Here is a 26,177-nt window from a genome sequence, read left to right on the forward strand (position 1 = left end):
TTGAGCCAGCTCAGTCCATTTATCTTTCGAAAGCTCCAAGGTGCCCAGATTAAGCACAACTCTTTGCCTGGGGCCATCCGGAGTACGAATTGACTCAACTAACTTATGTGTATAATATAACTTATTAGAATTCTTGTACTTTCTTTTTGTTTCCCTGATGAACATGCAAGGAGTTTATCATGGCTGGCCATTCTGTCAATAAGCAGTTTTGCATTCGTAGTCACTACAAAAGACCGTATAACTAAAGTAACTACGTATTTTCAGGTGGTTACGGATTTTTGGCAAGTTAATCCAGGCAAATTTTAAGCTAATTTTGCGAAGTTAAGCGTAAAGATGGGTTAAGATCTTGCTCTGCAGAGAGAGCTTCATGTCCGCGATCTCATCCAGGAAAACCGTTCCGTGGTTGGCCAGGGCGATACGGCCTTTTTTGGCCTGATCCGCCCCGGTGAATGCCCCTTTTTCATAGCCAAAGAGCTCACTTTCCAGAAGATCATCCGGTATGGCCGCGCAGTTGATGGCCACAAAGCGTTGCCCGGCTCGCGGACTCAACTCATGGATGGCCCTGGCCACCAGCTCCTTCCCCGTCCCGCTTTCGCCCTGAATGAGCACTGTTCCCTGATCGTGGGCAGCAACGCGTTCAATGAGATCAAACAGGCGCCGCATGCTGGTTGAGACCCCGATGATCCCATGGAATCCGTCGCTCTGGCGCAGGGAGGGGCGGGTGCGCGAGGCCTGCTGAAGAAGCTCCCGGTGCTTCAGGCCCCGAGTGATGATCAAAAGCAGCTCTGCCTGCTCATAGGGCAGAAACAGCTGAAAATGGGCTCCGGCGCTCAAGGCCTGGGTCAGCTCCCGGCGCTGATCAGGGGTGACGGCCACCACAATGACCACAGTCGGGTCCATGTCCTTGAGCTTGGGGATGAAATCCGGCACGGTACTCTGGACATAGCGCAGATTGACCAGGCAGAGATCTACTTCCTGCTTTTCCACCGTCTCAAGTGCGTGGCCCGGGTCGCCTTCCAGGATGACCCCGGCCCGGATCTCGGTTTCTATAACCGAGGACAGATTCCGGGTCTGCTCGGATAGCGAATCGACCCAAAGAATTGTGAGCGGTTCATTGGACATATATTTTGTGCTCCCCTTGTCTGTGAGGGATGTCGTCGCATCTGTGGAGGATGCTTGCAAAATGCCTCAGTGTCCCGGGCATGGAAGAGATATGTTCTCCTTATGCAAACTTTGGTCCGTTCGTTGAGCTTCAGGGCAGGGGGCTAAGGGCATGGAGTGTGCAGAAAATATCACCTGTGTGCAGAAGAGGTGACATACAATGAACATTGCGGACAAAATATCGACCCGGAGGCCACAGTGAGCAGATTTATTCAGCGCAAATTTCACGTCCAGGACCCTGAGCTCACAGCCCGGCATAGACATGGCCAGGCTGGCCGCAGGGCGCCGGTGGACCTGCAGTCCACAAATATCTTTTTCATTGGTCCCCGGGGGTGCGGCAAGTCGACCCTGGCCCGGGCCGTGGCTGAGCATGCCGGCATGATGATTGTGGATACCGATGATCTGATTCAGGACATGCAGGGACAGAGCATCGCCCGGATTGTTGAGGATCAGGGCTGGGAGGCGTTCCGGGAAATGGAACATGAAGCCCTGCTCCGGGTTTGCCAGGGGACGGGCCAGTCCGTGGGCACCGGAGGGGGAGTCGTGCTAAGAGAGGAGAATAGGCAGCTGCTGCGTTCGCATGGACATGTTTTCTACCTCCTGGCTGATGCAGGGATCCTGCGCCAGCGGCTAGAGGCCCAGAAGGACGCATCCTGGCGGCCGCCTTTGTCTGATCTGGATGCGGATCAAGAGGCCGGGAAGATCCTTGCCCAGCGGGAGCCCCTGTATTTTCAGACCCTGCATTATCTGCTGCCTGCGGACAGACCTGTCCAGGAGCTGGTTCAGGATGTTCTGGAACGGCTGGGGCATGTGCAGGAGAGGGCATAGGGCATGCGGCATGGAGGGGTGGAATGCGTACATGGGGCTTTGCCCGCAACAGCCGAGGTCAAGATGGCGTCCAATGACAGTTGGCTCAAACCGGTGCAGGCCGCGGACAGGCTGGGAAAGTTTGTGGCTCACTATACTGAGGATGAGACAGAGCATCAAAGCCATATCGACCTCAAGCTGGAGCACTCCCTGCGGGTTTGGGAGGCTGTGCGCCAAATCGCAAATGAAGAAGTTGACGACGCCCAGGTCCGCGCTTTGGCCGAGATAGGCGCCCTGTACCATGATCTGGGCCGGTTCCCGCAGTACAAGCGGTACCGGACATTCAAAGACAGTCAATCGGTAGATCACGGACTCCTGGGGTTTCGAACTCTGCGGGAGTCCGGGCTCCTGAGCGGGCTGAGCCTGAATGAGGCCCGGATCGTTCTGCAATGCGTATTTTTGCACAACCGGGCTGCATTGCCTGCGGGCCTGCCGGATGCCTTGCACAAGGTGCTCATGCTGGTCCGGGACGGGGACAAGGTGGATATCGTCCGGGTCATTTCCGGTCATCTTTTGGATCAGGCGGGGGATGATGCGGTGCTGACCCTGGGGCTGGCCGATGATCCCCAGTGCTATTCCCCCACGATCATGACTCAGGCAATTCATGAGGGTCTGGTCAGATACCAGGACATGGTCTGGGTCAACGACTTCAAGATCCTGATCTGCAGCTGGGCCTTTGGTCTTAATTTTTCAGCATCCCGGTACATGGTGAGGCGGGAAGGGCATCTGGAACGCCTGCTGGATTCTCTGCCCCGGACCGGAGAAATCAGAGAGCTCACAAAGCTGGTGCGCGCGGCCCTGGAGCGGTGAGCTAAAGCCCTGTGTTGACCAAAAACCGGGAAGGATCTATCATTTGGGTGGATGAGAAGCTGGGGCCTGGACCAGGAGAATGCGCGGGGCATAGAGCATACAGGGCAGACGTCACATTTGCCCAGGCAAGGTTGAAGGGGCGAAAAGGTATGTCTTTGGACGAAGTTGCGGCCATAAACGGCGTGAGAGCAAGACACAGGTGAGGCTATGATTGAAAATGCAGTGATTGTGCCCCAGGAAGCGAGTCGGGATTCGGAGACAGTCACCCTGAAGTACAGGGGGCAGACCTATGAACTGCCCATCCTGGTGGGGACAGAAGGAGAAAGGGCCATCGATATTTCCCGTCTGCGGGAACGGACCGGGCTGATCACCATGGATCCGGGGTATGGCAACACCGGGAGCTGCATGAGCGCCATCACCTACATGAACGGGGAAGAAGGCGTCTTGCGCTACCGGGGCATTCCTGTTGAGGACCTGGCGGAGCAGGCCACGTTCAAGGAGACAGCCTTCCTGCTCATATACGGACGCTTGCCCACCAGGAAGGAACTGACCCGGTTTTCGGTCATGCTCAACGACCATTCCCTGGTCCATGAGGACATGAAGGTCTTTTATCAGAACTTTCCCCGTGGTTCCCATCCCATGGGCATTCTCTCGGCCATGGTCAACGCCATGCGTAGCTTTTATCCGGAGCTCAACGACAGCAGCGAAGAGGTCCAGATGACCGTGACCAGGCTGCTGTCCAAGATCCGGACCATGGCCGCCATGTCCTATAAGATCTCCAGGGGGCATACGGTGGTCTACCCCCGTCCGGATTTGGCCTATTGCGCTAATTTTTTGAACATGATGTTCGATTCTCCGGTCAAGCCGTACAGGATCGATCCGGAAATAGTGAACGCCGTGCGGGTGTTCTGGATCCTGCACGCAGACCACGAGCAAAACTGCTCCACCTCCTCGGTACGCTTGGTGGGCAGTGCCCGGGTCAATCTCTATTCTGCCATATCATCGGGGATTGCCGCCTTGTGGGGACCGTTGCACGGAGGTGCAAACCAAGCGGTGGTGGAAATGCTGGAGGAGATACGCCAGAGCGGCCAGGGATACAAGCACTTCATCCAGCGGGCCAAGGACAAAAACGATCCTTTTCGGCTTATGGGGTTCGGGCACCGGGTGTACAAGACCCTGGACCCCAGGGCGACAATCATGCAGAAGGTCTGTCACCGCCTGCTCTCAGCCTTAAACATTACCGATCCCCTGCTGGATATAGCCCAGCATGTGGAGCGGGCGGCCCTGGAAGACGACTACTTCCGGGAACGGCATCTCTACCCGAATGTGGACTTCTATTCCGGCATCGTGCTTCGGGCCATAGGGATTCCCAAGAACATGTTCACGGTGATGTTCGCCATCGGGCGGCTGCCCGGATGGATCGCTCAATGGCTGGAGAGCATTAGCGATCCCAACTGGAAGCTGAACAGGCCCAGACAGATCTACGTGGGCCAGACCAGGCAGGAGTATATTCCCATTGACGAGCGGGAATAGAAAAAAAGGGGGCGTGAAGCCCCCTTTTATTGTTCTTCGACGTAGTCTGTGGATTTTTTGAGTTTGCCGTCTCTTCTGTGTGCCCACTTCCGGCCCGATATTTTCTAAGTCCCGCCAAAGGGGGATCCCTGCCCCCTCCAGGCACTCACATGCTGGACATTGCTTTCAGATGGACTGAGCATATCATGCATGTGAGTGCCTGGTTTCCCCCTTTTGGCGGGACCAAGAAAATGTGCGGGCCTGCCGCCCAAGGCACACAGAAGAGAGGGCAAACTCTTATGCATGCAATTCCACTTTCTGTGTCGAAGAGCCCTTTTTCTTTTTTTCTTCAGTGTGTAGCCGCGGGTGTGGCGGCGTGGTGATTTATTCTTCGCCCATGAAGGGATACCTGTAGTCTTTCGGGGGATCGAAGTTTTCCTTGATCGCCCGCTGGGAGACCCAGCGCATGAGGTTGAAGATCGAGCCGGCCTTGTCGTTGGTCCCCGAGGCCCGGGACCCTCCGAAGGGCTGCTGCCCGACAATGGAGCCGGTGGGTTTGTCGTTGATGTAGAAGTTCCCCGCGGCCTGGGAGAGGATGTCCGAGGCCTGGGCAATGGCCTTCCGGTCCCTGGCGAAGACGGCCCCGGTCAGGGCGTAGGGACTGGTCTCATCGCACAGATGCAGGGCCTGCTCGTAGGTTCCGTCCTCATAGGCATACAGGGTGACCACAGGTCCGAAGATCTCTTCCTCCATGGTCTTAAACCGCGGGTCCTCGGTTTCGATAACCGTGGGCTGGATGAAGTATCCCACAGAGTCGTCCGCTTCTCCGCCGACCAGGATCGTGGCCTGAGAGGACTCCTTGGCATAGTCCAGGTAGCCCTTGATCTTGTCAAAAGCAGCCTTGTCGATCACCGCGTTCACAAAGTTGGTGAAATCCTGGACGTCGCCCATCTTGATGTTCTTGACCTCGGCGATCAGCTTGTCCTTGAACTCCTGGTACAGGCTCTTGGGGATGTATGCCCGGGAGGCTGCCGAGCACTTTTGGCCCTGGTACTCAAAGGCCCCGCGCACGGTCGCGGCCACCGCGGCATCCACGTCCGCGGACTCATGAAGGACGATGAAGTCCTTGCCCCCGGTTTCGCCGACGATGCGGGGATAGGACCGGTAGTTCTGGATGTTGGTCCCGATGGTCCGCCACATATCCTGGAATGCAGGGGTGGAGCCGGTGAAATGCACTCCGGCCAGGTTGGGGTCGGCCATGACCTTGGGGCCGACCACGGAACCCTTGCCCGGGATGAAGTTGATCACCCCGTCCGGCAAACCGGCTTCCTGCAGGATCTGCATCAGATGGTAAGCCGGGTATACTGCGGACGAGGCCGGCTTCCACAGGACCACATTGCCCATCAGGGCCGGAGATGTGGGCAGATTGCCGGCAATGGCCACAAAGTTGAAGGGGGTTGCTGCGAAGACGAAACCCTCCAGGGGGCGGTGTTCCAGGCAGTTCCAGGTTCCATACGGGGAGTATGGGGGCTGCTCGGCGTAGAGCTGATACAGGAACTGGGAATTGAAGTTTAAAAAGTCGCACAGCTCACAGACTGCTTCGATCTCGGCCTGGTAGCAGTTCTTCCCGATGCCCAGCATGGCCGCTGCATTCATTCGTTCCCGGTAGCGGGTGCTGATCAGGTAGGCGGCCTTCTTCATCACCGCGACCCGGGTCTCCCAGGGGGTGCGGGACCATTCCTTCCTGGCCTCCATGGCCGCATCGATGGCGGACCGGATCTCGTTTTCCCCAGCCATGTGGTAGGTGGCCAGGACATGACTGTGGTTGTGGGGCATGACCGATTTGGCCGTCTGGCCGGTGTAGATCTCCTTGCCCCCGATAATGACCGGGATCTCCAGCTCCTGACTGCTGAGTTCCTTGAGCTTGGCCTTGAGGCGGGCCTTTTCTTCCGTCCCCGGCGCGTATTGATGCACCGGCTCGTTGACTGCCGTGGGCACTGCTGCTCGCCAGTTCATACGATCCCTCCTGGATACATGCGGTTTGGACGACATTTCAAAGCAGGTTCTTCGACGTAGCCTGTGGATTTTTGGAGTTTGCCATCTCTTCTGTGTGCCCACTTTCGGCCCGGTATTTTCTAAGCCCCGCCAAAGGGGGATCCCTGCCCCCTCCCGGCTACACACAAGCAATTCACTACTTTCTGTTTGATAAAGCGTGAGTGCCGGGTTTCCCCCTTTTGGCGGGACCAAGAAAATGTGCGGGCCTGCCGCTCACGGCACACAGAAGAGACGGCAAACTCTTATGGAGGCAATTCCACTTTCTGTGTCGAAGAGCCTCAAAGCATATCCCCGAATATCCCCTGCCGGGCAGGGCAATGACGGTAACGGCATGCTGGTCCTGTCTTTCGCTGTAGCGTTATTAAATTCCACTCCCTGTGACCAAGAGCCTGATTTTAATGGTTAGACCATTCAAATAGACTATTAGACTACTGAACATCACAGAGGTTTGTCAATCACTTGGGGATGCTGACTGCGGATTTTGAAAAGGAAATGTCGCCCGGGTTCTTCGACGTAGCCTGTAGATTGTTGGAGTTTGCCATCTCTTCAGTGTGCCCACTCTCGGCCCGGTATTTTCTAAGCCCCGCCAAAGGGGGATCCCTGCCCCCTCCAGGCACTCACATGCTGGACATTGCTTTCAGATGGACTGAGCATATCATGCATGTGAGTGCCTGGTTTCCCCCTTTTGGCGGGACCAAGAAAATGTGCGGGCCTGCCGCTCACGGCACACAGAAGAGACGGCAAACTCTTATGGAGGCAATTCCACTTTCTGTGTCGAAGAGCCTGCCGCCCGAGGGGAACCGGGCGGCGGCTTTTAGAGCAGGGTCCTGCTGTGCGGCCAGGCACGGAATGGAATTTGAGTCTGGCAAGGAGCCTTATTTTTTGTCTGCATCAGGAGCCATGCATTCAAACATTTTTGTCGTCGCTCCGCATACAGGGCACCGCCAGGTATCCGGCAAGTCCTGGAACTTGGTCCCCTTGGGGATCTTCCCTTTGCGGTCTCCCCGGTCGGGATCATACATGTATCCGCAGTTTACGGTCTGACACCTGTACATGTCTTCCGGATTGGCCATACCAGCTCCTTGGGGTTGTTGTTCCGGTTTGCATTTTTTGTCAGGGCAAGCGAAGCTTCGTCCTGAGCAGACATATGCTGGAGAGTATAAGCTATTGCTTGTGCACGGAGAAGTCAAGACGGCGTGCAGCCTATTCCGTCGCCTCCAGCAATCTGGTGCAGACATACTCCAGGTCTTCGGCAGGTAGAAACGGGTTCATCGGCAGGCTCATGATCCTGGTGCTCACCTCTTCAGCAACAGGAAAATCTCCTGGCCCGTACCCAAGATAGGCAAAACACTCCTGCAGATGAACGGGCTTGGGGTAGTGGACCGCAGTGGGGATGCCGGCCTGGGACAGATGCTCCCGGACCTGCTCCCGGCCTGGGACCTGAATGGAGTACTGGGCCCAGACCGAGGTCCGGTCTGCCCTGACCAGGGGGGTCGGGAGGGCATCCGCCAAAAGACGGGTGTAGGTGCGGGCAACCTCCTGGCGCTGAACAATCTCCCGGGCGTAGTGGGGGAGCTTGGCCAAGAGGACGGCGGCCTGAAGGGTGTCCATTCGGGCCCCCAGGCCGATGTGCTGGTGCTCATAGTGCCTGCTCTGTCCATGGACCCGCAAGCTGCGGATAGTGTCTGCCAGGGAGAGGCTGCTGGTAAAGACCGCACCTCCATCTCCATAGCACCCCAATGGTTTGGCGGGGAAAAAACTGGTGCATCCCAGGGTGGACAGATTGCAGCTTTTTTCGGATTTGTATTCGGCCCCGAAGCTCTGGGCCGCATCCTCGATCACCGGCAGCCCGTGCTGTTTGGCCAGGCGATTGATCTCCTCCATGTCCGCGGGCTGGCCGTAGAGGCTGACCGGGAGGATGGCTTTTGTCTTCCCGGTTATGGCCTGTTCGATCTTTCGGGCGTCGATATTGTAGGTCTCGGGGTCAATATCCACGAAGACAGGCCGGGCCTTGAGGTGGGCGATCATTTCTGCGGTGGCGATGAAGGTGAACGGAGTGGTGATCACCTGGTCTCCGGGACCGATGCCCAGGGCCATGAGGGAGAGCTGTAAGGCGTCGGTACCGCTGGAGCAGGCAATGCAGTGGGAAGCACCGGTAAACGCGGCCAGTTCCTGCTCCAGCTGCTCGATATGCGGACCCATGATATAGGTGGAGGAGTCCAAGACCGACTGAACAGCCGCATCAATTTCCTTCTTGTACAACCGGTACTGGTACTGGAGGTTGGCAAAGTCGATTCGCATTGTATCCATTCTCTGTTTGGTCCGCTTTTCTTGACACCCTGGACAAGCTGAGATAAATAAAGTTACTTTATACCCTTTTTCCCAAGGAGACGCAAATGCCGATTGTACAAGTGGAGATATTGGAAGGCAGGAGTGTGGAACAAAAAAGGAATATGGCCCGGGACGTGACCGAGGCCATATCCACAAATCTGGACTGCCCCAAGCAGGCAGTGACCATCATTATCCGGGAAGTTAAGAAGGAACACCTGGCCCGTGCAGGGGATCTGGCTATTGACCAAAAGGAGTGATGATGCAACAGGAATTTACCCTTGACCACGTGGCCCAAGGCGACGGCCGGGAAGGCAGGCCGGCTTATGTGGTGTATGAGAATACGGTCTATGAGGTGTCCCAAAGCTCTCTGTGGAAAAACGGGACCCATATGCGTCTGCATGCCGCCGGCCAGGATCTGACCGAGCAGCTCAATGCCGCCCCGCATTCTGCAGAGGTCTTTTCCCGGGACTCCGTCACAGAGGTTGGGGTGCTCAAGTCCGGCCAGGGGGGGCCTGAACTGCCCGGCCTGCTCACCACCCTGTTCCGATTTTTTCCCAGCCTGCGCAGGCATCCGCATCCGGTCAGCGTCCATTTCCCCACGGCCTATCTGATCGCAGCCCTCCTGTTCCTGGTGATCCACAGCTTCCAGGGGCCGGATCCCAGCCTGAACTTTGAGGTCTTTGCCCTGGTTATGCTGGTCATGGGGGTGTTGTCAGCCATAGGAACGGTGGGGACCGGCTTTTTTACCCTGTGGGTCAACTATCGAATGCACAAGACCTCTGTGATTCAGTGGAAGATCAGACTTGGCATCACCCTCTTGGCCGCCGGGTTCGTGGCCATCCTTTTGCGGGCTACCGGACTGACGGGATTCGCCTTCTTCGGCTGGATCTACAGCTTCCTCGTATTCGTGCTTGCCCTGCTGGTCATGGGGCTCGGGTATCTTGGAGGCCAGATTGTTTTCCCCACAATCAAAAAATAGCAAGCGGTTACTTCCTTGCCAAAGTTCAAGGGAAGGCCCCCTGAACAAATACAAGAATGAGTGACGGATCATGCAATGGGCAAGGGAATGCCCCTGTCTTACAAACCCACATGCCTGCCAAGGCGCAGGCACGCTTGCGCTAACGAAGCATACAAACGATTTCGATACCGATACCGATAGCGATACCGACTAGGAGTGGTTACCCAATCGGATCCTGATAACTATTAACCAATAACTCATAACAGTTTTTCATATAAATGAGGGCGAAAAGTTGTTTACTTTTTGCACGCTGCACTCAGCTTCGCGCGAAACCCGCCATAGGCGGGACCACTAATGGGAGCGCAATGTAAAGAACATTTCGCTCCCATTAGTAATCTGCCGGTGCAAAGGAAAACGGGCATGAATCCGAACAAAGGGCAGTCACGCGCTGAGGCGTGGCTGCCCTTTGTGTTTATACGTTCTCTTCCAGCCGGAGCAGGTCGGCAAAGGTCTCCCGGTGCCGGATCAGCCGGGCCCGGTCCTTGTCCACCAGAACCTCAGCCGCTCTTGGACGGGAGTTGTACTGAGAGGACATGGTGAAGCCGTAGGCCCCGGCGGAAAAAACAGCTATCAGATCATCGGCCTGCAGGCCGGGCAGGATCCGGTCTTTGGCCAGAAAGTCTCCTGTCTCGCAGATCGGGCCGACGACATCCACGGTTTGTTCCGGGCGGCGGTTGGCCCGGACCTCGGCAATCCGGTGATAGGCACTGTACAGGGAGGGCCGGAGGAGGTCGTTCATAGCTGCATCCACCACCGCGAAGTTTTTGTCGTCCGTGGACTTGCAAGCCAAGACCCGGCTGACCAGGATCCCGGCATTTCCGGCAATCACCCGCCCGGGCTCCAGGATCAGGGTCAGGTCTTCGTTTTGCAGGGCGTGGCTCAGGGCCTGGCCGAGCTCGCTGGGATGCGGCGGCTCTTCTTCGCCGTAGGTAATGCCCAGCCCGCCCCCGATATCCAGGTATTTGATGTTCAGGCCCATGTCCACCAGCTGGCTGCGCAGGGCCATAAGCCGGTCCAGGGCGTCGAGAAAGGGGGAGACCTGGGTCAGCTGGGACCCGATATGGCAGTCGATGCCCACCGGTTCAATACCGGGCAGATCCCTAGCCCGGGCGTAGAGCTCAAGGGCATGGCTCATTTGGATCCCGAACTTGTTCTTCTTCAGGCCTGTGGAGATATAGGGATGAGTCTTGGGATCGACATCAGGATTGATCCGCAGGCTGATTCGGGCCGTGGTGTTCATTTCTCCGGCCAGCCGGCTCAAGGTCTCCAACTCCTGGGCCGACTCAACGTTGAACATCAGGATGTCCGCGGCCAGAGCCGCCTGCATCTCGAACTCCTGTTTGCCCACTCCGGAAAAAACGATCTGTTTGGGGTCCATCCCGGCCATCAAGGCCCGGTGCAGCTCGCCGCCGGAAACGATGTCCGCTCCGGCCCCCAGCTCCTTGAGCAGCTTGAGGACATGCAGATTGGAGTTTGATTTCAGCGAAAAACAGGTCAGATGGGGAAGCTGGGAAAAAGCGGAATCAAAGGCCTGGAAATGCCTGGTCAGGGTAGCGGTGGAGTAAACATAGAGCGGGGTCCCGTATTCCCGAGCCAGGTCAGCCACGCGGACCTCTTCGGCCCACAACTCTCCGTTTCGTTCTTGAAAATGATGCATATAGTGACGTTCCTTTGGATTTTCAATGCACATGACCTCGCATATTGACCAGGCGCACAGTATACTATCATCTGGGCAGCGGCAAGACAGCTCCCCTCAGGTTTAGGGTCAGACTGCCGGGCACAGCTGCACGTCCCCGGCGCTGACGGTCACGAGTTCCTGCTCTTCGGTCCGCACGCGCAGGGCCCCGTCTTCATTTATGTCCACGGCCGTTCCGGTGATGATTTCCCGGCCGGAGGAAATGCGCACCTGACGGCCCAGGGTTATGTTATGCTCTTTCCAGGCCTCCCGGATGGGCCCAAATCCTTGTAAGCGGTAGGCATAATAGGCGGCCTCCAGCTCTTCCAGCAGGGCCCGGACCAGATCGAGCCGGTCGATCTTTCGGCCGGCCTGAATGCGCAGGGACGTGGCCACTGAGGCCAGATCCGGGGGGATGTCCTCTGCTTCGGCGTTTATATTCAAGCCGATCCCCAGGTAGATGGCGCTGATCCGATCCATTTCCGCTTCCAGTTCGGCCAGGATGCCGATCACCTTCCGTCCAGAGATGAGCAGGTCATTGGGCCATTTCAATCCAGGCCAGATGCCGCAGACTCGGGAGACGGCCCGGGCCAGGGCCGTTCCGGCCAGGAGAGGAAAGTGGGGGGCCTTGTCCGGGCTTGTCTTGGGACGCAGGATGAGGGATACGGCCACTCCATGGGGGATAGAGGCCCAGGATCGACCCCGACGCCCCCGGCCCTGGGTTTGGTTTTCAGCCAGGACCGCAGTACCCTCGGGAGCACCCTGGCGGCCGAGGCTTTTGGCCAGATTCTGAGTGGAGTCGATGGACCGGCGGCAGATAAGGTTGCGGCCCAAAAGCTCGGTCTGCAGGCCGGCGTGGACTCCTTCGGGGCTCAAATGGTCGGGTGCGTGTTCCAGCCGATACCCGCGGCCGGAGGAGGCCTGGATGGTGTATCCTTCCCGGCGCAGAGCGTGAATGTGCTTCCAGATCGCTGCCCTGGAAATTCCCGCTGCATCGGCCAGAGCCTGCCCGGAGATCCAGGAGGCCCGCCTCAACGCGGCCAGGATCTGAGTCTTGGGTGAACTCATGTCAGGACCGGCTGTTTTGGGGGTGACGGTAGGCATTGTTCCTCTTTCTGGGTCGAAGAGCCTGTATTTTCGTGGCTCCAGGAGCCCTCATCCAGCTTCAGGCAAGTCCGGGGCTGGGGGGCGGCATGGCCACTGTTGTCCAGCCTGGCGGACCTGGTTGGGCTGGGTAGCACAGACCAGGGTCAAAGGCAAAGCACGCGCTTTTCCTGTCTCTTGGGGCGAGTCAGGTGAACGCGGCCTGGATAAATACCAGGATGAAGAGGGCCACGGTTTCCACAATCCCAATAGTCATCAAGTAGTTGCCGAAGCCTTGTCCGGTTTCCCCCAGGGCATCGGATGCTGCGGCTCCCGCCTTGCCCTGGAACCAGGATGAGGCGCCCATGGCTAAGCCTCCGAATATGCCCGCAGCCAGCATGGCCGGCCAGTTTATGAACGAAGCCCCGGCCTGGACGGCTTGATCGCAGACGCCGATCATGAGATTCATCAGGATCATGCCGTAGATGGTCTGGGACAAGGGAGCGCCGATAAAAGTGATCAGGATGAAGGGAGCGCTCTTGTTCTGGGCATAGGCCTTTTTCCAGGCCCCGATAGCGGCCAGTCCGGCACTTCCGGTCCCCAGGGCCGACCCGGTTGCAGCCAGGCCCAGGGCTGCGGCAGCACCGGCCTTGCCCAGGGCGGCCATGAGTTCTAGGTCCATGTCTGCTCCTTGGTTTTGTGTGCGGCAAAAGGCTGGAACCTGGTCCCGGACCAGGTTATACCGGCATGAGTGGCGAACTCCAGAGTGTTCAGCCGAACGCCGTGGACCAGGACGCCCATGGCGGCCAAGGCGATGTTCATGCTGTGCCCCAGAAACAGGATCGCCGCCGCCCCCAGGGTGCTGACCAGGCTGTTGAAGCCCAGATCAGCGGCCATCTGATTAAAGGCCTGGGCCACGGCAAAGGTTGCCGTGCCCACGGCAAAAAGCCGGATATAGGAAACCAGATCCACGAACTGACTGATGATGTCCAGGGGAAGGCGGATGTATTCCGTCCATTGCTGGAAGGCGGTGCGCACAGGGAGCATAAAGGCGACAACCAGGAGCAGGCCCGAGCCGAGCAACCCCAGGGTCCATGGGGGGAAATCGTGCATCAATACCAGGCTCCGGGCGGCAAAGAACATGACCCAGGTCAGCATCAGCCAGCCTATCTGGGCCACTATCTGCAAACTGGGCCAGCGGAGGAGTATCTGCCAGACATGGGCCAGGCTCAAGTGCACAGCGCCGAGCAGAAAGCAGAGGAGCATAAGCCGGTCTTCGGCCCCAGGACCGGCAAGCCAGTGGATCTGGAAGGAGGCAAACACCGGTGTGTCTGGGGACATCCCCAGTACATTTCCGGTTATAAGGCCCCAGATGACAGTGGCTAGGCTCATGATGAACAGAAAGGGAACCAGCTCGGCCTGAAGCCGGTGCAGGAAACCGCGACCCAAAAAGGTCAGGATCAGAAACAGGATCCCGTATCCGGCGTCGCCGATGATCATGGCGAAAAACAGGCTCAAGAAAAGGAGGAACGGAGCGCTGATATCGGCCTCCCTGTATCCAGGAACGATATTGATCAGCCTGAAGACGGCCTGAATGGGACGAGCCCAGGCCGGGGTTTGAATCAATGTCGGCGGATCGTCCTCAGGGGAAGGATCGACCGCCTTGAGCCCCCAGCCGTGGTTCCGGGCCAGGTCGGCTGCGGTTTGGAGTCTGTGTTCCGGAACAAAGCCCTGAACAGCAGCCACCGGGCCCCAGGTCTGCAGGCCGGCTTTGACCCGGGCGAATTCTCTCCTGTCCCGGGCCTGGACCAGGAGGTCATGGATGTGCGGGCGGTAGGCGGACAGGGAGGCGATATCCTCTGTGAGGGATGCCTTTTCCTCTTTGAGCTCGGCCAGTCTCCGGTTCAGCTCAGTCAGCCCCTGATCCGGCAGGGGCAGCTCGTGTCCGGGAGGACTGATCTTCTCCAGACTGAACAGGGCCAGATAGCGGTCGCTGCGGTCCGCGCCAAGCTCGACTCTCACTGTTTGGGCCGCAAGCTCGACCTCCTGGTTGACAGGGACAGAGCACAAGACGATGTGCACGCCGTTTTTGCCCAGCTCGCGGATGCTGCTGGGGTCGAAGTCTCCAAAGGGCTGGATGCGCTGTATCTTCTGCTCCAGCTCCTGGATCTCATCCCTGATCTTGTGCTGTCGCTGCAGTGCGTTCCATATCCGGGCTGCGGCCTGTTCAGGGGGCAGATCTCCGGATGATGTCCCGGGAGCGTCCTGAGAGTCCAAGGCCCTGAGCATGTGCTCCAGGCGTTGTACCGTCTCCTTGGCCTCCTCCAGGTCCGCATCAGCCGGGTTTTCCGTGATGGACAGATGGGCGAGCCCCGCCTGCTGCAGAACGTGCAGGGCCTGGTCTGTGCGATCCGCCTCACAGAGAAGAGTGATTTTTTTCATGGGTACGATCATGCGCCGGTACTCCATTCCTGGATCTTGGACTTGGCCAGCTTGGCCCTGGCGATAGCCGCGGTCTGCTCTTCGCCCAGTGCGATGCGGATGATGCGGATGTTTTCCCGGCAGTCCGGGATCTTGACTTTTTCGAACAAGTTCACCCTCTGGGTGGCCGTGCGCAGCTCGCGACTGAGGACAGTGTATTTTTCAGCAGTAAGCTCCTCCCGGATCCGAAGGCGGATGAGCTTCTTGATCCGGTCCAGCCCGGGGTCCACCCAGGGAGGGGTCGCTTTGAGGTCCGGGACGCGGGCAGCAAACTGCACATCATCCAGGTGGCGCACTGTCACCCCGGCAATATTGGCCGTCCGGACCTGCACCGTCTGAATATGGATCAGCTCGGACAGGCCGGGGTCTTCTGAAAACAGGGATATCCACTCCGAGAGGTCGGACCGGATTCGGTCCAGCTCCTGGCGCACCTCGGCCAGCTCGGCGCTCACCCGGCGCAGCTCACCCTGGAGCTGCTCTTTTTTCAGCTGCAGGGTGGGCAGGAAGCGCTGATAGCGATGCAGGGCCTCGCGCTGGGCCTTAAGCTCGGCCTTGGTCAGCTTGATCTTGGCCATTGTCCGTCTCCTTCGGCCAGAACTCGGTAACCAGGTCCGAAGGGATGCCTGTTTCCTGAGGGGCGAAGCAGGAGGCAAGGATGGACCAGCCCAGATCCAGGGCCTGCTCCAGGGCAATGTTCACCTTCAGGTCCATCATCCGGTGTTCGAACTTCTGGGCGTAGTCCAGAAGGCGTTGATCCCAATCGCTGAGGGCAAAGCCCATGGCCTGCTTTTCCTCGGTTTCCCGGGCCTGGGCATAGAGCTGGATCATGGTGGTCATGATCGTCCGGTGGTCCTTGCGGGTCTGATCGTTGACCTGCTGCTTGAGCCGGGACAAGGACCCGAAGGGCTCAATATGCCCGTTCTTCAGATACAGCTGTCCTTCAGTGATGTATCCTGTATTGTCCGGGATGGGGTGGGTCACATCGTCGCCGGGCATGCTGGTTACCGAGAGGACAGTGATGGACCCGGCCTGCTCAAAGTCCACGGCCTTTTCATAGCGGGCGGCCAGCTGGCTGTACAGATCACCGGGGTATCCCCGATTGGAGGGGATCTGTTCCATGGTGATGGAGATCTCTTTTAAGGAATCGGCAAAATTGGCCATGTCTGTAAGCAATACCAGGACCCGCTTATTGTCCAGGGCGAAACGCTCGGCCACTGCCAGGCAGAGGTCCGGGACCAACAGGCACTCTACTGTGGGATCAGCTGCTGTGTGCACATAAAAAATGGATCTGGACATGGCCCCGGCCTCTTCCAGGCGGTTCCGGAAATACAGATAGTCGTCGTGCTTGAGCCCCATCCCGCCCAGGATGATGATGTCCACTTCAGACTGCAGGGCGATGCGGGCCAGCAGGGGATTGGCCGGTTCTCCGGGAGAGGAGAATATGGGGATCTTTTGCGATTCAACCAGGGTGTTGAATACATCGATCATGGGAATGCCGGTGCGGATCATGCGACTGGGGATGACCCTGTTGACAGGATTGACCGGCGGACCGCTGATGGGTATCAGGCCTTCCTTGAGTTCCGGTCCCTTGTCTCTGGGCCGGCCGCTTCCGGTGAATAGGCGGCCCATCAGAAACTCGGAATAGGTCGTCTGCATGGGACGTCCCAGAAATCGGACTTTGGCGTCGGTGGCCACACCACGACTGCCGGCAAAGACCTGAACAAATATCCGCCCGCCTTCCAGGCGGATGACCTGCCCCAAAGAGGTGCCCCGGGTGGAGGTGACCTGGGCCAGTTCGCCAAAAGCCACCCCTGCGGCCTGCAGGACAATGACATTGCCAGCGATTTGATCGATATGTTCATAGATCTTACGCATACTGAGCCTGCTCTGCCAGGTGACTATTGATTTTTTCCCGCAGATTCTCAAACTCTTCGCTTTCTTCCGGAGTCCGATTCCAATCCAGGGTGGTTTGGGTCAGGGTCTGGAAAAAACTTCTGGCCTGATCCTTACTTTCAAAAGCCAGTTCAGTGTTTAAAATAGAGCAGATCTGGGCAAATGTGTCTTTCTGACGCTCGGCCCCGGTGGCTCCATCCACAGGATGGAATGCATCCTGCTGTAAAAAGACGGCATCCAGATATTCACCTTTGAGAAAAATGACAAAATCCTGCAGGGAGGTTCCTTCCTCTCCCACGACTTTCATCATCTGAGCTATCTCATGGCTCTGGCGTAAAAAGGAGGCGGCCAGGTCCACATCCTCCCTGTCGGCCAGACTGGGATATTGACTCCAGCTTTCCAGAGGATCGATGGCCGGATAGCGGCGGGCGTCGGAACGCTGTCTGGACAGGCCGTGAAAGGCTCCGACCACCTTGAGGGTGCTCTGGGTGACCGGCTCTTCAAAGTTGCCCCCGGCTGGACTGACTGTTCCCCCGATGGTCACTGATCCATGAGAGCCATTGTGCAGCCGGACAATTCCGGCCCGTTCGTAGAATGCGGCGATGACCGATTCCAGGTACGCGGGAAAGGCTTCTTCTCCCGGGATTTCTTCCAGCCGTCCGGAGATTTCCCGCAGGGCCTGGGCCCATCTGGAGGTGGAGTCGGCCAGGAGCAGACAGTCCAAGCCCATCTGCCGGTAGTATTCGGCCAGGGTCACGGCGGTGTATATCGAGGCCTCTCTGGAGGCAACGGGCATGGAGCTGGTGTTGCAGACAATGATGGTTCGTTCCATGAGGCTGCGCCCGGTTTTGGGGTCTGTCATCTGCGGAAATTCACGCAGGGTTTCCACCACCTCCCCGGCCCGTTCCCCGCAGGCGGCGATAATCACGACGTCCACATCAGCATATCGGCTGGTCAGTTGCTGAATGATGGTCTTGCCCGCGCCGAATGGACCGGGTATGCAGTATGTTCCGCCCTTGGCGACCGGAAACATGGTATCAATGCTGCGGATCCTGGTGGTCAGCGGCTCCTGTGGCCGCAGGCGTTCCGCATAGTTCTGGATGGGGACTTTCACGGGCCACTCCTGGAGCATGTGCACCTCATGTTCTGTGTTCTGCCGATCGGTCAGCACGGCCACAGGGTGTTCGATGCTGTAGTCACCAGCCGGGACAACTGAGCTCAAGGTATAGCGGCCGGTCCAGCTCAAGGGGACCATGATCTGATGTGCAAACGGACCTTCGGCTACCCGGCCCAGGAAGTCGCCGGGACGCAGGATGTGGCCGGGGTCGGCCGCAGGGGTGAAGGACCATGTTGTCTCCCGGTTCAAGGCCGGCAGATAGGCTCCCCGCTGCAGAAAGACGCCGTACACCTGAGCCAGATCATACAGGGGGGTCTGCAGCCCATCAAAGACCTGGCCCAAGAGGCCGGGCCCGAGCTCTACGGACAGGAGCTGATTGCTGAAAATGACCTGATCGTTAATCTTTAGACCACTGGTGTCCTCAAAGACCTGTAACTCGGCGTAGCTGCCCCGCACCCGTACCACTTCCGCCTTGAGGTGATCTTCCCCCAGCCGGGCATAGGCCATCTCGTTCTGGAATACGGCCTGATCGAACTCCACAGTGAGCAGATTGCCCTTGACCCCTACTATGCGTCCGGTTTTTTGGTTCATTGTTGAGGAACACTCCCCTGAAACAGATTTTCACTGACTATGGTTTCGATCAAGTCATTTAGGCGCTTACGCCCCGAATCCACATCCATTCCGGCCCAGCGATGCATGAGCTGGAGCTGGATCCCGAACGCCAGGATCCGCTCCAGGCCCAGGGGCCGATCCGCAGGAATCAAGCCTTGGGCCAGCTTCCACCGGCCCTGGTCCAGCGTCCATTCCATCTGCAGCGGAGTGTCCCGGTTGAAGGCTTCATGCACCAGGCGGCTGGCCTCCAGGCTGAAGCCGGAATGCAGGCGGGGCAGAGGGGGGTGGACTTGCCATTTTTGTGCTCTCTGGGCAGCCATCTCGTTCTCCATCTGGATGTTGAGTGCTGTCCAGGCCCGGCCAAAATACGTATGGCTTTCGGAGAGACGGTTGTGCAAAAGGCGATCAAGTTCTTGGAGCTCCTCCCTGTTTAAGATGCCGGAGCACTGAACATAAAATCCGTTCAGGGACAGTGGCGGAGTATCTCCCAAAGTGCAAACAGGTAAAGTTGCGGCCAGATAGACATGCATCACTTCTGCTTCCGTCTGGATAAAAGGGTGGAGCAATAGGCTTCTAAACTGGGGTCTTCACTGGCCACTCGTTTGACGATTTCTCCCAGATGGGGCCGCAGAAGTTCATTTAAGGCCTCAGCCACTGCTTCGGCCGTAAAGTCCAGATAGACATGATCCTCCTGAAAGGATACCTTAAATCCCTTTTGAATGTCCTCATCCACTTTGAGCTGCTCGCCTTTGATCATTTTTTGCCGGTACATGGAAGCAAAGTATTCTATCAGGGCTTGATGATCCTCCGGGCTGATCAGGTATTCCAGGCGGGTTTCTCCGGATTGGGCGGCACATACTTGGGCAATGCTGACCAGCATGTTCTGGATGGTGGTCACGTCCATTGATTGCTGAACAGATTCAGCCACCAGCTCGGAAAGGATGTTTTCTATGCCTTGGCTGACCAGGATGAGCACATCCCGGGCAGCCTGTTCCAGAGTGGCCTGGCTGCGCTCGGTATACATTTCAGCTTCCTGTTTGGCCTGGTCCAGAATTTGCTGCTTGCGCTGTTCAGCGTTCTGGACAATGGAAGCCGCTTTGTCCTTGGCCTTGGAGACAATTTCATCCGCCTCCTGCTGCCCGCGCTGGACCGCTTCATTGTAGATGCGATCGATAAGGGGCTGAAGCTCTGTGCTCATAACCACTCCTCTCATGCATATGATGTATGTTGCAAGATAGCTAAAATGAGCATATTTGTCCAGGTAGAGGTTGCAAGTTTGAGGGACATATGCTTCTATCATTGCGGTTCTAACAGTGTGCCGGATTATGAGTGACGAAGAGATCAGCAGGACAATACAGGAGGAAGTGGCACCGGAGCAGGAGGGGATGCGCCTGGATGCCTACTGGGTGTGGCGCCTGGGGAAGCAGGGGTGGAGCAGAAACCAGATCCGGAAGCTGATCACCCAGTCCCGGGCAACGCTCAACTCTCGCCCATGCCTCAAGCCGGCGACCTCGGTGCGCAGCGGTGACCATGTGGGGCTGGATCTTCCGCAGATGGAGCCTCAAATCCGGGCTGAGGCCCAGCCGGTGCAGATCGTCTGGCAGGACCGGGATCTGGCCGTCATCAACAAGCCGCCGGGCCTGAGTGTGCATCCGGCCCCTTCGGAGCAGAGCAGCACCCTGGTCCACCGGTTGGTGCATATGTTTCCCCAGCTGGGGGAGATGAACGACCTCCGGCCGGGGATCGTGCACCGGCTGGACAAGGATACATCCGGCCTGCTCCTGGTAGCCTTGAATGAAGATATCCGGTCAGCCTTAAGCCGGTCCCTGGCCGCCCGGGAAGTGGAAAAAGAGTATTTAGCCCTGGTATACGGATGTCCAAAGCAGGCCGAGTCCTGGATCGATCTTCCCCTGGGCCGGGATGAGCAGCACAAGACGCGGATGGCGGTCCAGGATGGCCAGGGTCGGCCCGCCCAGACCTGGTACAGGGTTTTGCGTGTCTTTGCGCATGTTCCCTGCTCCTTGTTGCAGGTCCGGATCGTCACCGGACGCACGCACCAGATCCGGGTCCACCTGGCCCACCTGGGTCATGCAGTTCTCGGGGACCGGACCTATGGACCGCAGCAGACAGCTTCCCTGGAGCGTAGTCATCCGGATCTGGCCAAAGCGGTTACCAGGCAGATGCTCCATGCCTGGCGTCTGGGCTTTCGGCACCCGCGAAGCGATGAGTGGCAGAGTATCCGCCAAGGCGTGCCCAGGGATTTTCTGCGCGTTCTGCTCCGGGCCCATCGCCGCCCCCAGCGGGTTGGCATAACCGGGAGTGCCGGGTGCGGCAAATCGTCTCTTTCCTCTCTGTTGGCCAAGGATAGAGTCCCGGTCTGGAGCGCAGATCAAGTGGTCGCTGAACTCTATGCCCCGGGTGCGGATGGCTGGGAAATGCTCAGACGCAGCTTTGGACAGCGCTTTGTCCCGGACGAATCGGGGCCAGTGGACAAGAAGGCCTTGTTGGAGGCCATGCAGTCGTCGCCAGAGGTGCGGGCGGCTGTCCAGGATCTTATCCATCCCCTGGTCGAACACAGCTGGCTGGAGTTTTGTGCCTGTCACGATACGGCCCGGGTTGTGCTGGCGGAGGTCCCGTTGCTGTTTGAGGGAAAGTGGAAAGACAGAGGCCTGGTTGATGTGACGGTCAACGTTCACACTCCGGCAGGGATCAGGCATCGGCGTCTGGCGGACAACCGGGGATGGAGCCCGGAGATCATCGCCCAAATGCAGGCCTGGCAGATGGCTGATCAGGACAAGGCCCGGATGGCGGACCTGAACGTGTCCAACGCAGGGTCCTGGGCTGAGCTGGAGCGGGCCGCTGCGGATCTGCGCCGATTGCTGCTCGATCTGCGGCGGGAAGCGGTTCATGTGTTTTGCAACCGGCTGAAGACCTGTGGAGTGCTGTAGATGTTTCCTCTGCGCGATGACATTCCCCGCCGCTACTCCCCCTATGCAACCCGGGTCATAGTTGGAGTCAACGCCCTGTTCTTCCTTTATGAGCTGGGGCTGAACGACCAGAGTCTGAACCGACTGTTCTATTTTTTGGGAGTGGTTCCGGCCAGGTACTTCCATCCGGACTGGGCGCAGTGGATGGGCTTTCCGGAAGCCGGACTGCTTCCCTTGTTCACCCACATGTTTCTGCACAGCGGGCTGCTCCACTTTGTCGCCAACATGTGGATTTTGTGGGTCTTTGCGGACAATGTCGAAGATGTCATGGGCCCGGTGCGCTTTGTTGTCTTTTACCTGCTCTGCGGGCTGATCGCCATGGGCGGCCATGTGCTCTTTAATACTGATTCCACGGTGCCGGTGGTCGGGGCCTCAGGGGCCATAGCCGGGGTCATGGGCGCATATCTGCTCCTCTATCCCCATGCCCAGGTCCTGACCCTGATCCCCATCCTGATCTTTCCCTTTTTCATCACCCTCCCGGCCATTACCTTTCTGGGGCTGTGGTTTCTGCTACAGGTCTTTTCCGGCCTGTTCAGCCTGGCCGGACCCCAAAGCGGGGGCGGGGTGGCCTGGTGGGCCCATGCGGCCGGATTCCTGGCCGGGATGATATTTATCCCCCTGTTCAGGGATGACAAACGATGCTCCTGGTGTTATACAGATAGGGACCAAAACTCAGATACGTTTCGTTTCTTCTGAAGGCATACACTGTGGCCCAGAGAACCGGAAAACCATTGAGCCGAAAAGGTGTACGGCATGCTGCAAATTGAAGATCTGCATGTGAATATAGGTCCGAACAAGGTCCTGCGCGGGGTCAATCTGGAGATTGGGCGCAATGAGACCTTCATCCTCTTTGGCCCCAACGGATCGGGCAAGACCACCCTGCTCATGACCCTGATGGGATTCGGCGGGTATGAGATCACCCAGGGCAAGATCGTCTTCCGCGGGGAAGATATTACACACATGCCGGTGTACGAGCGGGCCAAGCTGGGGATCGGGATGTCCTTCCAGCGCCCTCCGACCATTCACGGCCTGAAGACCAGGCATCTGGTCCAGCTCTGCGCCGGGGATGAGGACGTGGATGTGGAGGCCATGGCCAGAGAGGTGGATCTGGAGAAGTTTCTGGACCGGGACATCAACTCCGGGTTTTCCGGGGGGGAGATCAAGCGTTCAGAGCTTTTGCAGCTCATGGCCCAGAAGCCCAAGCTCCTGCTGTTCGACGAGCCGGAATCCGGAGTGGACCTGGAGAATATGAAGCTGATCGGCAAGATGGTCCGTCATCTCCTGCAGCAGGATCTGCAGCCCAGGGACGACATGAGCATGAAGGAACAAAAGGCCAAGCGGGATTCGTCCGGGCTGATCATAACCCACACCGGCTATATCCTGGATTATATCAATGCCGATAGGGGCATGGTCATGTACAACGGGGCTTTGTGCTGTTCGGCCCGGCCCAGGGATATCTTGGACCATATCAGCGAATACGGCTATGAGGAGTGTGTGCGATGTCTGAGGTAAAGAGCAGACCCGAAAAGAAGCCAATGACCCGGAACGACGAGGACATCGACATCTCCAGCTACCAGTACGAGGGAGCTGAGTCCGGGGTGATGGAGGATCTGACCCAGCTGGACGAGCAGGAACGGCAGCAGCTGCTCATGGCTGGAGTGGATGTCTCGGGCAAGGACCGCAGCGGGACATTTTTGCAGATGGACCATTCCAACGTGCATTGCAGCAGCTGCATCCCAGGGGTAGAGGTCCTGGACATCCATCAGGCCCTGAGCAAGTACGATGGGCTCAAGGAGTACTACTGGAAGGCCGTGGATCCGGATAAGGACAAATATACCCGGGCAGTGGCGGACAAGACCCATGGGGGGTACTTCATCCGGACCGAAAAAGGGGCCAAGGTGACCAACCCTATTCAGTCCTGCCTGTTCATCAAAGGGGAGAAGGTCGGCCAGAATGTGCACAACATCATAGTGGTCGAAGAAGACTCCGAGCTGCACATCATCACCGGATGTGCGGTCTCCCATCAGGTGGAATCGGCTCTGCACATGGGCATCTCGGAGATCTACATCAAGCGGGGCGGAAAGCTCTCCTTCACCATGGTCCACAACTGGGGGGAGGAGGTCCATGTCCGGCCCAGGACCGTGGGCATCGTCGAACAGGACGGGGTGTTCTTGAACAACTACATCCTGCTCAAGCCGGTGCGCTCGGCCCAGCTCTATCCCACCCTGTATTTAAACGGGAAAGGCGCTGTGGCCACCTCCAACTCGGTTATCGCCGCCCCTCCAGGCTCATATATCAACAGCGGGAGCAGGGTGGTCCTCAACGCCCCGGAGACCAGGGCCGAGATCATCGCCCGAACCATCACCACCGGCGGAACGATCATCAATCCCGGGCATCTGGTGGGCAATGCAGTCCCGGCCAAGGGACATCTGGAATGCAAGGGGCTGATCCTCAAAGACGGCATCATTCACGCCATCCCTGAGCTTGAGGCCTCGGTCGCCGGGGTCGAGCTGTCCCATGAAGCGGCGGTGGGCAAGGTGGCCCAGGAAGAGATTGAATACCTCATGGCCCGGGGCCTGGACGAGGATGAGGCCACATCGACCATTGTCCGCGGCTTCCTGAACGTGGACATCATGGGCCTGCCCCAGGAGCTCCAGGATGCAATCGACCAGACCATTCAGGAGGCCGGGGACGAGATGTTCTAAACATCCGGTGGCAGAACCCAGCATACAAAAAATCCCGCGACCGCGGGATTTTTTGTATGCTGGGAAAGCAGGCGCCCTTCAGGGATCTGGCTCTGTGGCCCTGCTCAGCCTTGGTGTCTCTCCAGGATATGTCCGGTGACCAGGGCCGACGGGCTGCCCGGCCCCGGGGGATGGATGAGTCCCTGTTCCCGGATGTAGCGGATACCCTGGCGGACAAACTCCAGATGCGGGACATCAGGGTTGATGCCCGGACAGTACTCCTGGGCCATCCTCCAGCTGGCCTCGTCCTCCAGGTTGCCCCGGAAGAAGGGCCAGGCCCGGCACACGTCGGGTTTGTGCCGGTGCACGGTGCATCCGTGATCTGGGCGGAAAAAGACACAGGTCCCGTCGTCCTGAGAGGTCAACACAGGCTTGCTGTTCTCATATCCGGCATAGAGGTCCAGCAGGACCTGCGGGGCGAGATCCAACCCAAAGGCCAGGCGGCGGATGTCCTTGTCGGTCAGCACGATTCCTCCCTGACCCTGGCAACACTGACCGCACATGTGGCAGAGAAAGGCGTGGGGCATAAGCGTTTATCCTTGTGTCTGAAGTGGGCCGAGTCTAGTCCAGTTCAGGCTATGAAGCAAACGACGATCTGGAGGGGATATGGAAGCCTTAGACAGCATCCCGCAGTCTGAATTGAAGTACCGGTGGGCCAGGGTCAGGCAGTATCTGGAGCGGGACCTGCCCCAGGCCCAGGGGGTCATGGTCATGTCCCGGGCTTTGATCTACTGGCTGAGCGGACACTGGGGAAACGGCCTGTTCTGGCTGCCCCGGGAGGGCGAGCCGGTGCTCATGCTGCGCAAGGGGCTGGACAGGGCCAAGCTGGAGTCCCCGGTGCAGACTATTCGTTCTTTCCGTTCCCCGTCCCAGATACCGGGGATTCTTGCCGACCAGGGCCAGACTGTGCCTTCTGTTTCAGGAGCGGATATGGGCGGGATCTCCTGGACTATGGGGCAACTGCTGGCCCGGAAGCTGCCGGATGTTTCCTTTGTTGACGCGGAGCTGGTCTTGAGCAAGGCCAGGGCTGTGAAATCGGATTGGGAGCTCTCGGTCATCAGATTGGCCGGAGAGCGCCACAACCGGGTTCTGGTCCAGAACATAGTTCAGCACATTCATCCGGAGATGAATGAGCAAGATATCGCCCGGTGTTTGCTCCAGGAGATGTTCGCCGTCGGTCATCAGGGCCAGGTCCGCATGCACGGGCTGGGAGAGGAGCTGTATTGTGGGGTGGTTTCGGCCGGAGACTCCGGCAACTACCCAACGGTGAGCAGCGGGCCGGTGGGCTACCGGGGGATGCATCCGGCCGTGCCCCAGATGGGATACTCCGGACAGATCTGGAGTGCTGGCCGGCCTTTGATCCTGGACACTGTCTTTCAACTGGAAGGGTACCATACGGACAAGACCCAGGTATATTTTGCGGGCCAGCAGTCCCAGCTGCCCTCCAAGCTCAAGGATGCGCACAGCATGTGCCAGGAAGTGTATGCCTGGCTGCTGGAGAACCTGCGTCCAGGGGCCATACCATCCGAGCTCTATGCCCATTGCCTGGACATGGTGGCCCAAAAAGGCTGGGGTGAAGGGTTTATGGGCCTGGGGGAGAACAAGGTCCCGTTTGTCGGGCACGGGGTAGGGATATTTGTGGACGACTGGCCGGTTGTGGCCTCCAAGTTTGATGCCCCGCTGGAAGAAAACATGGTTTTGGCCCTGGAGCCCAAGATCGGGATTCCCAGACTGGGCATGACCGGAGTGGAGAACACCTGCCGGGTGACCCCGCAGGGCGGGGTGAGCCTGACGGGTGATGCGGACGACATCCTCTGTGTGCAAGAATAAG

Annotated in this window: 24 protein-coding genes; 10 read left to right on the top strand and 14 right to left on the bottom strand. The window is 58.3% G+C overall.

Annotated features, from left to right (window positions below):
• Positions 1-321: 321 nt before the first annotated feature.
• On the bottom strand, positions 322-1,122 hold the full coding sequence (locus tag N902_RS20525) for a sigma-54-dependent transcriptional regulator (protein WP_051564470.1): 801 nt from the start codon (positions 1,120-1,122) through the stop codon (positions 322-324).
• A gap of 189 nt (positions 1,123-1,311) precedes the next feature.
• On the opposite strand from N902_RS20525, the gene aroL reads away from it, so the two are divergent.
• From aroL to N902_RS0109220, 3 genes are all read left to right on the top strand, one after another.
• Positions 1,312-1,989, top strand: a complete 678-nt coding sequence (gene aroL / locus N902_RS0109210) for a shikimate kinase AroL (protein WP_051564471.1) — start codon at positions 1,312-1,314, stop codon at positions 1,987-1,989.
• Between the two features lie 3 nt (positions 1,990-1,992).
• The gene (locus tag N902_RS0109215) at positions 1,993-2,838 is read left to right on the top strand and encodes an HD domain-containing protein (protein WP_051564472.1); all 846 of its coding nucleotides are present in this window, start codon (positions 1,993-1,995) and stop codon (positions 2,836-2,838) included.
• 207 nt (positions 2,839-3,045) lie between these two features.
• Positions 3,046-4,371, top strand: coding sequence for a citrate synthase (locus tag N902_RS0109220; protein WP_084288116.1), 1,326 nt, complete (start codon positions 3,046-3,048; stop codon positions 4,369-4,371).
• A 363-nt stretch (positions 4,372-4,734) separates the two neighbouring features.
• On the opposite strand, the gene pruA is transcribed toward N902_RS0109220, so the two are convergent.
• The 3 genes from pruA to N902_RS0109235 all read right to left on the bottom strand — a co-directional run bounded on the left by pruA (position 4,735) and on the right by N902_RS0109235 (position 8,715).
• Positions 4,735-6,366: an L-glutamate gamma-semialdehyde dehydrogenase gene (gene pruA / locus N902_RS0109225; protein ID WP_027370707.1), complete on the bottom strand. Its 1,632-nt coding sequence runs from the start codon at positions 6,364-6,366 to the stop codon at positions 4,735-4,737.
• A 914-nt stretch (positions 6,367-7,280) separates the two neighbouring features.
• Positions 7,281-7,478 carry a rubredoxin gene (locus N902_RS0109230; protein ID WP_027370708.1) on the bottom strand — a complete coding sequence of 66 codons (198 nt, stop codon included), beginning with the start codon at positions 7,476-7,478 and terminating at the stop codon, positions 7,281-7,283.
• A 130-nt stretch (positions 7,479-7,608) separates the two neighbouring features.
• A complete protein-coding gene (locus N902_RS0109235) occupies positions 7,609-8,715 on the bottom strand; it encodes a DegT/DnrJ/EryC1/StrS family aminotransferase (protein ID WP_279614655.1) in 1,107 nt (368 codons plus the stop codon).
• Positions 8,716-8,762: 47 nt separating this feature from the next.
• Here N902_RS0109235 and N902_RS0109240 point away from each other — a divergent pair, with 47 nt between their 5' ends.
• Both N902_RS0109240 and N902_RS19225 read left to right on the top strand, forming a co-directional pair.
• Positions 8,763-8,993, top strand: a complete 231-nt coding sequence (locus N902_RS0109240; RefSeq protein ID WP_279614656.1) for a 2-hydroxymuconate tautomerase — start codon at positions 8,763-8,765, stop codon at positions 8,991-8,993.
• Between the two features lie 2 nt (positions 8,994-8,995).
• Complete coding sequence (locus N902_RS19225) at positions 8,996-9,715, top strand: DUF2231 domain-containing protein (protein WP_208596296.1); 720 nt, start codon at positions 8,996-8,998, stop codon at positions 9,713-9,715.
• A 451-nt stretch (positions 9,716-10,166) separates the two neighbouring features.
• Here the strand turns inward: N902_RS19225 and lysA are convergent, their stop codons facing one another.
• From lysA to N902_RS0109290, 9 genes are all read right to left on the bottom strand, one after another.
• Positions 10,167-11,411, bottom strand: a complete 1,245-nt coding sequence (gene lysA / locus N902_RS0109250; protein WP_027370711.1) for a diaminopimelate decarboxylase — start codon at positions 11,409-11,411, stop codon at positions 10,167-10,169.
• Between the two features lie 108 nt (positions 11,412-11,519).
• Positions 11,520-12,533 carry a biotin--[acetyl-CoA-carboxylase] ligase gene (locus N902_RS0109255; protein WP_051564473.1) on the bottom strand — a complete coding sequence of 338 codons (1,014 nt, stop codon included), beginning with the start codon at positions 12,531-12,533 and terminating at the stop codon, positions 11,520-11,522.
• 187 nt (positions 12,534-12,720) lie between these two features.
• Positions 12,721-13,194, bottom strand: coding sequence for an ATP synthase subunit K (locus N902_RS0109260; protein WP_051564474.1), 474 nt, complete (start codon positions 13,192-13,194; stop codon positions 12,721-12,723).
• On the bottom strand, positions 13,185-14,966 hold the full coding sequence (locus tag N902_RS0109265; protein WP_027370714.1) for a V-type ATP synthase subunit I: 1,782 nt from the start codon (positions 14,964-14,966) through the stop codon (positions 13,185-13,187). Before N902_RS0109265 ends, N902_RS0109260 begins: the two co-directional genes overlap by 10 nt.
• On the bottom strand, positions 14,963-15,568 hold the full coding sequence (locus tag N902_RS0109270; protein WP_027370715.1) for a V-type ATP synthase subunit D: 606 nt from the start codon (positions 15,566-15,568) through the stop codon (positions 14,963-14,965). Before N902_RS0109270 ends, N902_RS0109265 begins: the two co-directional genes overlap by 4 nt.
• Positions 15,534-16,868: a V-type ATP synthase subunit B gene (locus tag N902_RS0109275; RefSeq protein ID WP_027370716.1), complete on the bottom strand. Its 1,335-nt coding sequence runs from the start codon at positions 16,866-16,868 to the stop codon at positions 15,534-15,536. The genes N902_RS0109270 and N902_RS0109275 overlap by 35 nt, the downstream gene beginning before the upstream one ends.
• Positions 16,861-18,594 (bottom strand): V-type ATP synthase subunit A, encoded by a 1,734-nt coding sequence (locus N902_RS0109280; protein WP_027370717.1) that lies wholly within the window; start codon positions 18,592-18,594, stop codon positions 16,861-16,863. The genes N902_RS0109275 and N902_RS0109280 overlap by 8 nt, the downstream gene beginning before the upstream one ends.
• On the bottom strand, positions 18,591-19,145 hold the full coding sequence (locus N902_RS0109285; RefSeq protein ID WP_027370718.1) for a DUF2764 family protein: 555 nt from the start codon (positions 19,143-19,145) through the stop codon (positions 18,591-18,593). The genes N902_RS0109280 and N902_RS0109285 overlap by 4 nt, the downstream gene beginning before the upstream one ends.
• Positions 19,145-19,813, bottom strand: a complete 669-nt coding sequence (locus tag N902_RS0109290) for a hypothetical protein (protein WP_027370719.1) — start codon at positions 19,811-19,813, stop codon at positions 19,145-19,147. The genes N902_RS0109285 and N902_RS0109290 overlap by 1 nt, the downstream gene beginning before the upstream one ends.
• Positions 19,814-19,940: 127 nt before the next feature.
• Here N902_RS0109290 and coaE point away from each other — a divergent pair, with 127 nt between their 5' ends.
• The 4 genes from coaE to N902_RS0109310 are packed head-to-tail and all read left to right on the top strand — an operon-like array spanning position 19,941 to position 24,307.
• Positions 19,941-21,563: a dephospho-CoA kinase gene (gene coaE / locus N902_RS17210; RefSeq protein ID WP_051564475.1), complete on the top strand. Its 1,623-nt coding sequence runs from the start codon at positions 19,941-19,943 to the stop codon at positions 21,561-21,563.
• Entirely contained in the window at positions 21,564-22,298 is a 735-nt protein-coding gene (locus N902_RS0109300) for a rhomboid family intramembrane serine protease (protein WP_027370720.1), read from the top strand.
• Positions 22,299-22,355: 57 nt separating this feature from the next.
• Positions 22,356-23,114, top strand: coding sequence for an ABC transporter ATP-binding protein (locus tag N902_RS0109305; RefSeq protein WP_027370721.1), 759 nt, complete (start codon positions 22,356-22,358; stop codon positions 23,112-23,114).
• A complete protein-coding gene (locus N902_RS0109310) occupies positions 23,102-24,307 on the top strand; it encodes a SufB/SufD family protein (protein WP_425246692.1) in 1,206 nt (401 codons plus the stop codon). Before N902_RS0109305 ends, N902_RS0109310 begins: the two co-directional genes overlap by 13 nt.
• 104 nt (positions 24,308-24,411) lie before the next feature.
• Here the strand turns inward: N902_RS0109310 and N902_RS0109315 are convergent, their stop codons facing one another.
• Positions 24,412-24,873: a YkgJ family cysteine cluster protein gene (locus N902_RS0109315; RefSeq protein ID WP_027370723.1), complete on the bottom strand. Its 462-nt coding sequence runs from the start codon at positions 24,871-24,873 to the stop codon at positions 24,412-24,414.
• 79 nt (positions 24,874-24,952) lie between these two features.
• Here N902_RS0109315 and N902_RS0109320 point away from each other — a divergent pair, with 79 nt between their 5' ends.
• The gene (locus N902_RS0109320; protein ID WP_027370724.1) at positions 24,953-26,176 is read left to right on the top strand and encodes a M24 family metallopeptidase; all 1,224 of its coding nucleotides are present in this window, start codon (positions 24,953-24,955) and stop codon (positions 26,174-26,176) included.
• The last annotated feature ends 1 nt before the right edge of the window (position 26,177 follow it).

It is taken from the genome of Desulfovermiculus halophilus DSM 18834, assembly GCF_000620765.1.
GTDB lineage: Bacteria > Desulfobacterota > Desulfovibrionia > Desulfovibrionales > Desulfothermaceae > Desulfovermiculus > Desulfovermiculus halophilus.

Coding starts and splice junctions, on each gene's coding strand:
- N902_RS20525 (WP_051564470.1), bottom strand. CDS start 1,122: ATGTCCAATGAACCGCTCACAATTCTTTGGGTCGATTCGCTATCCGAG.
- N902_RS0109215 (WP_051564472.1), top strand. CDS start 1,993: ATGCGGCATGGAGGGGTGGAATGCGTACATGGGGCTTTGCCCGCAACA.
- N902_RS0109220 (WP_084288116.1), top strand. CDS start 3,046: ATGATTGAAAATGCAGTGATTGTGCCCCAGGAAGCGAGTCGGGATTCG.
- pruA (WP_027370707.1), bottom strand. CDS start 6,366: ATGAACTGGCGAGCAGCAGTGCCCACGGCAGTCAACGAGCCGGTGCAT.
- N902_RS0109230 (WP_027370708.1), bottom strand. CDS start 7,478: ATGGCCAATCCGGAAGACATGTACAGGTGTCAGACCGTAAACTGCGGA.
- N902_RS0109235 (WP_279614655.1), bottom strand. CDS start 8,715: ATGGATACAATGCGAATCGACTTTGCCAACCTCCAGTACCAGTACCGG.
- N902_RS19225 (WP_208596296.1), top strand. CDS start 8,996: ATGCAACAGGAATTTACCCTTGACCACGTGGCCCAAGGCGACGGCCGG.
- lysA (WP_027370711.1), bottom strand. CDS start 11,411: ATGCATCATTTTCAAGAACGAAACGGAGAGTTGTGGGCCGAAGAGGTC.
- N902_RS0109255 (WP_051564473.1), bottom strand. CDS start 12,533: ATGCCTACCGTCACCCCCAAAACAGCCGGTCCTGACATGAGTTCACCC.
- N902_RS0109260 (WP_051564474.1), bottom strand. CDS start 13,194: ATGGACCTAGAACTCATGGCCGCCCTGGGCAAGGCCGGTGCTGCCGCA.
- N902_RS0109265 (WP_027370714.1), bottom strand. CDS start 14,966: ATGATCGTACCCATGAAAAAAATCACTCTTCTCTGTGAGGCGGATCGC.
- N902_RS0109270 (WP_027370715.1), bottom strand. CDS start 15,568: ATGGCCAAGATCAAGCTGACCAAGGCCGAGCTTAAGGCCCAGCGCGAG.
- N902_RS0109275 (WP_027370716.1), bottom strand. CDS start 16,868: ATGCGTAAGATCTATGAACATATCGATCAAATCGCTGGCAATGTCATT.
- N902_RS0109280 (WP_027370717.1), bottom strand. CDS start 18,594: ATGAACCAAAAAACCGGACGCATAGTAGGGGTCAAGGGCAATCTGCTC.
- N902_RS0109285 (WP_027370718.1), bottom strand. CDS start 19,145: ATGCATGTCTATCTGGCCGCAACTTTACCTGTTTGCACTTTGGGAGAT.
- N902_RS0109290 (WP_027370719.1), bottom strand. CDS start 19,813: ATGAGCACAGAGCTTCAGCCCCTTATCGATCGCATCTACAATGAAGCG.
- coaE (WP_051564475.1), top strand. CDS start 19,941: ATGAGTGACGAAGAGATCAGCAGGACAATACAGGAGGAAGTGGCACCG.
- N902_RS0109300 (WP_027370720.1), top strand. CDS start 21,564: ATGTTTCCTCTGCGCGATGACATTCCCCGCCGCTACTCCCCCTATGCA.
- N902_RS0109305 (WP_027370721.1), top strand. CDS start 22,356: ATGCTGCAAATTGAAGATCTGCATGTGAATATAGGTCCGAACAAGGTC.
- N902_RS0109310 (WP_425246692.1), top strand. CDS start 23,102: ATGTCTGAGGTAAAGAGCAGACCCGAAAAGAAGCCAATGACCCGGAAC.
- N902_RS0109315 (WP_027370723.1), bottom strand. CDS start 24,873: ATGCCCCACGCCTTTCTCTGCCACATGTGCGGTCAGTGTTGCCAGGGT.
- N902_RS0109320 (WP_027370724.1), top strand. CDS start 24,953: ATGGAAGCCTTAGACAGCATCCCGCAGTCTGAATTGAAGTACCGGTGG.